Source organism: Pseudomonas sp. (genome assembly GCF_037994325.1).
Classification (GTDB): domain Bacteria; phylum Pseudomonadota; class Gammaproteobacteria; order Pseudomonadales; family Pseudomonadaceae; genus Aquipseudomonas.
In genome coordinates this window covers 1-7,389 of record NZ_JBBNAH010000291.1, presented here as the reverse complement: position 1 = coordinate 7,389, position 7,389 = coordinate 1, and the positions used below count along the sequence as shown (strand labels likewise).

The window sequence follows — 7,389 nt, the reverse complement described above, 5'->3', positions numbered from 1 at the left end:
GTGTTGGTTATGGCGCTGTTGTTGTGGGGGCTTGACTCCCTGCTAGGCTGGCTTGTTTCCATGATTGTTGGTTAAAGGTGTCCCGTGGCTAAGCGTTGGTACGTTGTGCATGCTTACTCGGGTTACGAGAAGCATGTAATGCGCTCTCTGATCGAGCGCGTCAAGCTGGCCGGCATGGAAGATGGGTTCGGCGAGATTCTGGTTCCCACTGAAGAAGTGGTTGAAATGCGTAATGGCCAGAAGCGCAAAAGTGAACGCAAGTTCTTCCCCGGTTATGTTCTGGTGCAGATGGACATGAACGAAGGTACTTGGCACTTGGTCAAGGATACCCCTCGGGTCATGGGTTTCATCGGCGGTACTGCCGACAAGCCTGCGCCAATCACTGATAAAGAGGCTGACGCAATTCTGCGTCGTGTCGCGGATGGTAGCGATAAGCCGAAGCCGAAAACTCTGTTTGAGCCAGGTGAGATGGTCCGTGTTATTGACGGTCCGTTCGCTGACTTTAGCGGTGTTGTCGAAGAAGTGAACTACGAGAAGAGCCGGATTCAGGTGGCTGTGACTATTTTTGGTCGCTCTACCCCGGTTGAGTTGGAGTTTAGTCAGGTCGAGAAGGCATAACTGACAAAGCATCCCGTACCCCGCAGTCTCAGGCTGCGGGGTTTTGTCGTCACTGGGATAAACACGTAAGTAACCCGGGGAGCCGCAAGGCGTTAGAACCCGAATTGGAGTAGCTAATGGCTAAGAAAATCACGGCTTATATCAAGCTGCAAGTAAAGGCTGCACAAGCTAACCCGAGCCCGCCCGTGGGCCCGGCTCTCGGTCAGCATGGTGTGAATATCATGGAATTCTGCAAGGCGTTCAACGCCAAGACTCAGGGCATGGAACCTGGTCTGCCGACTCCAGTGATCATCACTGTTTATAGCGACCGTAGTTTCACCTTTGAAACCAAAAGCACCCCTGCTTCAGTTCTGCTGAAGAAGGCTGCTGGTCTGACTAGCGGTTCGGCTCGCCCGAACAGCGTCAAGGTCGGCACCGTTACCCGTGCTCAGCTCGAAGAGATCGCCAAAACCAAGCAGGCTGATCTGACCGCTGCTGATATGGATGCAGCCGTGCGTACTATCGCCGGTTCTGCTCGCAGCATGGGCCTCAACGTGGAGGGTGTGTAAATGGCTAAGTTGACTAAACGCCAAAAGGCTATCGCCGAAAAAATCGTTGCCGGTAAATCTTACGGCTTCGAAGAAGCGGCCACCCTGCTGGGCGAGCTGTCGAAAGTTAAGTTCACCGAATCGTTCGATATCGCTGTGAACCTGGGCGTTGACCCGCGTAAATCCGACCAAGTTGTACGTAGCGCTACCGTTTTGCCGCACGGTACCGGTAAGACCGTACGTGTTGCTGTGTTCACCCAAGGCCCGGCTGCTGAAGCGGCTCTGGCTGCCGGTGCTGACCGCGTTGGTATGGATGAGCTGGCCGCTGAAATGAAAGCGGGCGAGCTGAACTACGACGTAGTTATCGCTTCTCCGGACGCCATGCGCGTTGTCGGTCAATTGGGCCAGATCCTGGGTCCGCGTGGCCTGATGCCTAACCCTAAAGTTGGTACCGTAACTCCAGACGTAGCTACTGCCGTGAAAAACGCCAAGGCTGGTCAGGTTCGTTATCGCACCGACAAAAACGGCATCATCCACACCTCCGTCGGCAAAGTTGGCTTTGACGCCATCAAGCTGAAGGAAAACGTTGAGGCCCTGATCGCTGATCTCAAGCGCATCAAGCCAGCTTCTTCGAAAGGTATCTACGTTAAGCGCGTGACCCTGAGCACTACCATGGGTCCGGGCCTGGTTATCGACCAGGGCTCCCTGAACGCGTAAGACAAAACGGCTGACGTAAGTAATTGCGTCAGCTGATGAAAGATTGGGGTCCCTGCCTGGCGGGGGCTATCCAAGACCGTAGGCGACGCAAGTCTTAAAACTCAAGCCTACGCAGATGGTGCTCCCGGTTCCTTACGGAATCTGACACCAAACGACATCTAGCTTCGGCTAGGTGAAACGTAACAAGCAGGAGTTAACCCGTGGCAATTAAACTCGAAGACAAGAAGGCCATCGTCGCTGAAGTCAACGAGGCTGCCAAAGTCGCTCTGTCCGCTGTCGTGGCTGATGCCCGTGGTGTGACAGTAGGCGCAATGACCGGACTCCGTAAAGAGGCTCGTGAAGCTGGCGTTTACGTACGTGTTGTACGTAACACCCTGCTAAAGCGCGCCGTTGCCGGCACTCAGTATGATGTGCTCAACGACGTGTTCACTGGCCCGACCCTGGTTGCATTCTCCAACGAACATCCTGGCGCTGCTGCCCGTTTGTTCAAAGAGTTCGCCAAAGGTCAGGATAAGTTCGAGATCAAGGCAGCTGCGTTCGAGGGCAAGTTCCTCGCAGCTAATCAGATCGACGTACTGGCAAGCCTGCCGACCCGTGACGAAGCAATTTCTCAGCTGATGAGCGTGATTCAAGGCGCAACCAGCAAATTGGCTCGTACTCTGGCGGCCCTTCGCGACCAGAAAGAAGCTGCCGCAGCCTAAGGCTGAGCATCTCCTTTCGCGTTTATTGTTTATTTCGATGGCCGCGTAGGCCGTCACCCCAATACAGGAATTAGAGTCATGGCTCTGTCTAACCAAGAAATCATCGACGCAATCGGCGAGAAATCCGTTCTGGAAATCGTTGAGCTGATCAAGGCAATGGAAGAGAAATTCGGCGTTAGCGCTGCTGCTGCTTCCGCTGGCCCAGCTGTTGCTGCTGCCGTTGTTGAAGAACAAACCGAATTCAACGTTGTTCTGCTTGAATCCGGCGAGAAGAAAGTAAACGTGATCAAGGTCGTTCGTGAGCTGACCGGTCTGGGCCTGAAAGAAGCTAAAGCTGTTGTTGATAGCGCTCCTGGCGTTGTTAAAGAAGGCGTGTCGAAAGACGAAGCTGAAGCTGCTAAGAAGACCCTGGAAGAAGCTGGCGCCAAAGTCGAGCTCAAGTAAGCGACGACCTTGCGTCTACAGCCCAAGCGTTAAGCGAAAGGCTGATGGCTGGTGGCTTTTGCCACCGGCCTTTTTCCGTTATAGGCCGCCCTTGGGGGTGGCCTGTAGCTGAAGCAGTAACCGCCCTGAGGGGTGGCGCAAACCGAGAGTTTGCAAGATTTTCTGGCTGTTCCCGTCGGGAGGAGCCAAATAAGCAGGTGACCAAGCTGGGGAACGCTGATGGCTTACTCATATACTGAGAAAAAACGTATCCGCAAGGACTTTAGCAAGTTGCCGGATGTCATGGATGTGCCTTACCTCCTGGCCATCCAGCTGGATTCGTATCGCGAATTCTTGCAGGCGGGAGCTACAAAGGATCAGTTCCGCGACATCGGCCTGCATGCGGCCTTCAAGTCCGTTTTCCCGATTATCAGCTATTCCGGCAATGCTGCTCTGGAGTATGTCGGTTATCGCTTGGGCGAACCGGCATTTGACGTGAAAGAGTGCGTGCTGCGTGGCGTGACATTCGCCGTGCCGCTGCGGGTAAAAGTCCGTCTGATCATTTTCGATAAGGAATCGTCGAACAAAGCGATCAAGGACATCAAAGAGCAAGAAGTTTACATGGGGGAAATCCCCCTGATGACCGAAAACGGTACCTTCGTTATCAACGGTACCGAGCGCGTCATCGTTTCCCAGCTGCACCGTTCCCCAGGTGTGTTCTTCGACCACGACCGTGGCAAGACTCACAGCTCGGGCAAGCTGCTGTACTCCGCGCGCATCATTCCGTACCGCGGTTCGTGGTTGGACTTCGAGTTCGACCCGAAAGACGCTGTATTCGTACGTATCGACCGCCGCCGCAAATTGCCGGCTTCCGTCCTGCTGCGCGCGCTGGGTTACACCACTGAGCAAGTGCTTGACGCTTTCTACGAGACCAACGTGTTCCACGTTCAGGGTGAGAATCTCAGCCTGGAACTGGTACCGCACCGTCTACGTGGCGAAATTGCTGTTCTTGATATTAAAGACGAGAAGGGCAAGGTCATCGTTGAGCAAGGCCGCCGTATTACCGCGCGCCACATCAACCAGTTGGATAAATCCGGCATCAAAACGCTGGAAGTTCCGCTGGACTACGTCATTGGCCGTACGAGTGCCAAGGCGATCGTTCACCCAGCTACTGGCGAAATCCTGGCTGAGCGCAACACCGAGCTGAACACTGAAATCTTGGCAAAAATCGCCAAGGCTCAGGTTGTGCGCATCGAAACGTTGTACACCAACGATATCGATCGCGGCCCGTTCATCTCCGATACCTTGAAAATCGACGGCACTACCAATCAGTTGGAAGCGCTGGTCGAGATCTACCGCATGATGCGTCCAGGCGAGCCACCTACCAAGGATGCCGCCGAGACCCTGTTCAACAACCTGTTCTTCAGCGCTGAGCGCTACGACCTGTCTGCTGTAGGTCGCATGAAGTTCAACCGTCGTATCGGTCGTACCGAGATCGAGGGTTCGGGCGTGTTGAGCAAAGAAGACATCGTTGAAGTTCTTAAGACCCTGGTCGACATCCGTAACGGCAAAGGCATCGTCGATGACATCGACCACCTGGGTAACCGTCGCGTGCGTTGTGTTGGCGAGATGGCCGAGAACCAGTTCCGCGTTGGCCTTGTGCGCGTAGAGCGTGCGGTCAAAGAGCGCCTGTCGATGGCTGAAAGCGAAGGCCTGATGCCGCAAGATCTTATCAATGCTAAGCCAGTGGCTGCGGCGGTGAAAGAGTTCTTCGGTTCCAGCCAGCTTTCCCAGTTTATGGACCAGAACAACCCTCTGTCCGAGATCACCCACAAGCGCCGCGTTTCTGCTCTCGGCCCAGGTGGTTTGACTCGTGAGCGTGCTGGCTTCGAAGTTCGTGACGTGCACCCGACTCACTACGGTCGTGTCTGCCCAATCGAAACGCCGGAAGGTCCGAACATCGGTCTGATCAACTCCCTGGCAGCCTATGCCCGCACTAACCAGTACGGCTTCCTTGAAAGCCCGTACCGCGTGGTGAAGGACACCCTGGTTACTGACGAAATCGTGTTCCTCTCGGCTATCGAGGAGGCTGACCACGTGATCGCTCAGGCATCGGCAGCGATGAACCAGAAGGGTCAGTTGGTTGATGAGTTGGTAGCTGTTCGCCACCTCAACGAATTCACCGTTAAGGTGCCGGAAGACGTCACGTTGATGGACGTTTCGCCGAAGCAGGTTGTGTCCGTCGCCGCTTCGTTGATTCCGTTCCTTGAGCACGACGACGCCAACCGTGCGTTGATGGGTTCGAACATGCAGCGTCAAGCTGTTCCGACTCTGCGTTCCGATAAACCGCTGGTTGGTACCGGCATGGAGCGTAACGTTGCTCGTGACTCCGGCGTTTGCGTCGTAGCTCGTCGTGGCGGCGTGATCGACTCCGTAGACGCCAGCCGTATCGTGGTTCGTGTGGCAGATGACGAAGTTGAAACCGGCGAAGCTGGTGTCGATATCTATAACCTGACCAAATACACCCGCTCCAACCAGAACACCTGCATTAACCAGCGTCCGCTGGTCAGCAAGGGTGACAAGGTTGAGCGTAGCGACATCCTGGCTGACGGTCCGTCGACCGATATGGGTGAGTTGGCCTTGGGCCAGAACATGCGTATCGCGTTCATGGCCTGGAACGGTTACAACTTCGAAGACTCCATCCTCCTTTCGGAGCGCGTGGTTCAAGAAGACCGTTTCACCACGATCCACATTCAGGAACTGACCTGTGTGGCGCGTGACACTAAGCTTGGGCCAGAAGAGATCACCTCGGACATTCCGAACGTGGGTGAAGCTGCGCTGAACAAGTTGGATGAAGCCGGTATCGTTTACGTGGGTGCTGAAGTTGGCGCTGGCGACATTCTGGTGGGCAAGGTTACTCCGAAGGGCGAGACCCAGCTGACCCCAGAAGAGAAACTGCTGCGTGCAATCTTCGGTGAAAAGGCTTCCGACGTTAAAGACACTTCCCTGCGCGTACCTACCGGTACCAAGGGCACTGTTATTGACGTGCAGGTGTTCACCCGTGATGGCGTTGAGCGTGACGCTCGTGCGCTGTCGATCGAGAAGATGCAGCTCGACGAGATCCGTAAAGACCTTAACGAAGAGTTCCGCATTGTTGAGGGTGCAACCTTCGAACGCCTGCGTTCCGCTCTGGTCGGCAAGAAAGCTGAGGGCGGTGCTGGCCTGAAGAAAGGCGCCGAGATCACCGACGAGTTCCTCGACGGCCTCGAGCGCGGTCAGTGGTTCAAGCTGCGTATGGCTGAAGATGCTCTAAACGAGCAGCTTGAGAAAGCGCAGGCCTACATCGTTGATCGTCGCCAGTTGCTCGACGACAAGTTCGAAGATAAGAAGCGCAAGCTGCAGCAGGGCGATGACCTGGCTCCAGGCGTGTTGAAGATCGTCAAGGTTTACCTGGCAATCCGTCGTCGCATCCAGCCGGGTGACAAGATGGCTGGTCGTCACGGTAACAAAGGTGTGGTCTCGGTGATCATGCCGGTTGAAGACATGCCGCACGATGCCTATGGCACCCCGGTCGACATCGTTCTTAACCCGCTGGGCGTACCTTCGCGTATGAACGTCGGTCAGATCCTTGAAACCCACCTGGGCCTCGCGGCTAAAGGTCTGGGTGAGAAGATCAACCGCATGCTCGAAGAGCAGCGTAAGGTTGCTGAGCTGCGTAAGTTCCTGCACCAGATCTACAACGAGATCGGTGGCCGTCAAGAAACTCTGGCAGACCTGTCTGACCAAGAGATTCTCGATCTGGCGAAGAACCTGCGTGGCGGCGTGCCAATGGCTACTCCGGTATTCGACGGTGCCAAGGAAAGCGAAATCAAGGCCATGCTGAAACTGGCAGACTTGCCAGAAAGCGGCCAGATGCAGCTGTTCGATGGCCGTACCGGCAACCAGTTTGAGCGCCGTGTGACCGTTGGCTATATGTACATGCTGAAACTGAACCACCTGGTGGACGACAAGATGCACGCGCGTTCCACGGGTTCCTACAGCCTGGTTACCCAGCAGCCGCTGGGTGGTAAGGCGCAGTTCGGTGGTCAGCGCTTCGGGGAGATGGAAGTTTGGGCGTTGGAAGCATACGGCGCCGCGTACACCCTGCAGGAAATGCTGACCGTTAAGTCGGATGACGTGAACGGCCGTACCAAGATGTACAAAAACATCGTGGACGGCGATCACCGCATGGAGGCCGGCATGCCCGAGTCCTTCAACGTGTTGATCAAAGAGATCCGCTCGCTCGGTATCGACATCGAACTGGAAACCGAATAACACGCACCGCCTATGCGGCGCCCGGCCAAGGCCGGGTTGCCGCTGGTCCGTGAGGAGGAAAGGCCTTGAAAGACTTGCTGAATCTGTTG

At 55.5% G+C, this 7,389-nt stretch carries 6 protein-coding genes; all 6 read left to right on the top strand.

Annotated elements, in window-relative coordinates; all coding sequences use genetic code 11:
* Positions 1-84: 84 nt before the first annotated feature.
* The 6 genes from nusG to rpoB all read left to right on the top strand — a co-directional run bounded on the left by nusG (position 85) and on the right by rpoB (position 7,300).
* On the top strand, positions 85-618 hold the full coding sequence (nusG, locus tag AAAB16_RS09880; RefSeq protein WP_108096543.1) for a transcription termination/antitermination protein NusG: 534 nt from the start codon (positions 85-87) through the stop codon (positions 616-618).
* Between the two features lie 116 nt (positions 619-734).
* Complete coding sequence (rplK, locus tag AAAB16_RS09875; RefSeq protein ID WP_108096542.1) at positions 735-1,166, top strand: 50S ribosomal protein L11; 432 nt, start codon at positions 735-737, stop codon at positions 1,164-1,166.
* Positions 1,167-1,862 carry a 50S ribosomal protein L1 gene (gene rplA, locus AAAB16_RS09870; protein WP_271196045.1) on the top strand — a complete coding sequence of 232 codons (696 nt, stop codon included), beginning with the start codon at positions 1,167-1,169 and terminating at the stop codon, positions 1,860-1,862. It begins immediately after the preceding gene.
* Between the two features lie 200 nt (positions 1,863-2,062).
* A complete protein-coding gene (gene rplJ, locus AAAB16_RS09865; RefSeq protein ID WP_108096540.1) occupies positions 2,063-2,563 on the top strand; it encodes a 50S ribosomal protein L10 in 501 nt (166 codons plus the stop codon).
* 78 nt (positions 2,564-2,641) lie between these two features.
* Positions 2,642-3,007, top strand: coding sequence for a 50S ribosomal protein L7/L12 (gene rplL, locus AAAB16_RS09860; RefSeq protein WP_110618204.1), 366 nt, complete (start codon positions 2,642-2,644; stop codon positions 3,005-3,007).
* A 219-nt stretch (positions 3,008-3,226) separates the two neighbouring features.
* Positions 3,227-7,300 (top strand): DNA-directed RNA polymerase subunit beta, encoded by a 4,074-nt coding sequence (rpoB, locus tag AAAB16_RS09855; protein WP_340663169.1) that lies wholly within the window; start codon positions 3,227-3,229, stop codon positions 7,298-7,300.
* Positions 7,301-7,389 lie beyond the last annotated feature (89 nt).

Coding starts and splice junctions, on each gene's coding strand:
- rplK (WP_108096542.1), top strand. CDS start 735: ATGGCTAAGAAAATCACGGCTTATATCAAGCTGCAAGTAAAGGCTGCA.
- rplA (WP_271196045.1), top strand. CDS start 1,167: ATGGCTAAGTTGACTAAACGCCAAAAGGCTATCGCCGAAAAAATCGTT.
- rplL (WP_110618204.1), top strand. CDS start 2,642: ATGGCTCTGTCTAACCAAGAAATCATCGACGCAATCGGCGAGAAATCC.
- rpoB (WP_340663169.1), top strand. CDS start 3,227: ATGGCTTACTCATATACTGAGAAAAAACGTATCCGCAAGGACTTTAGC.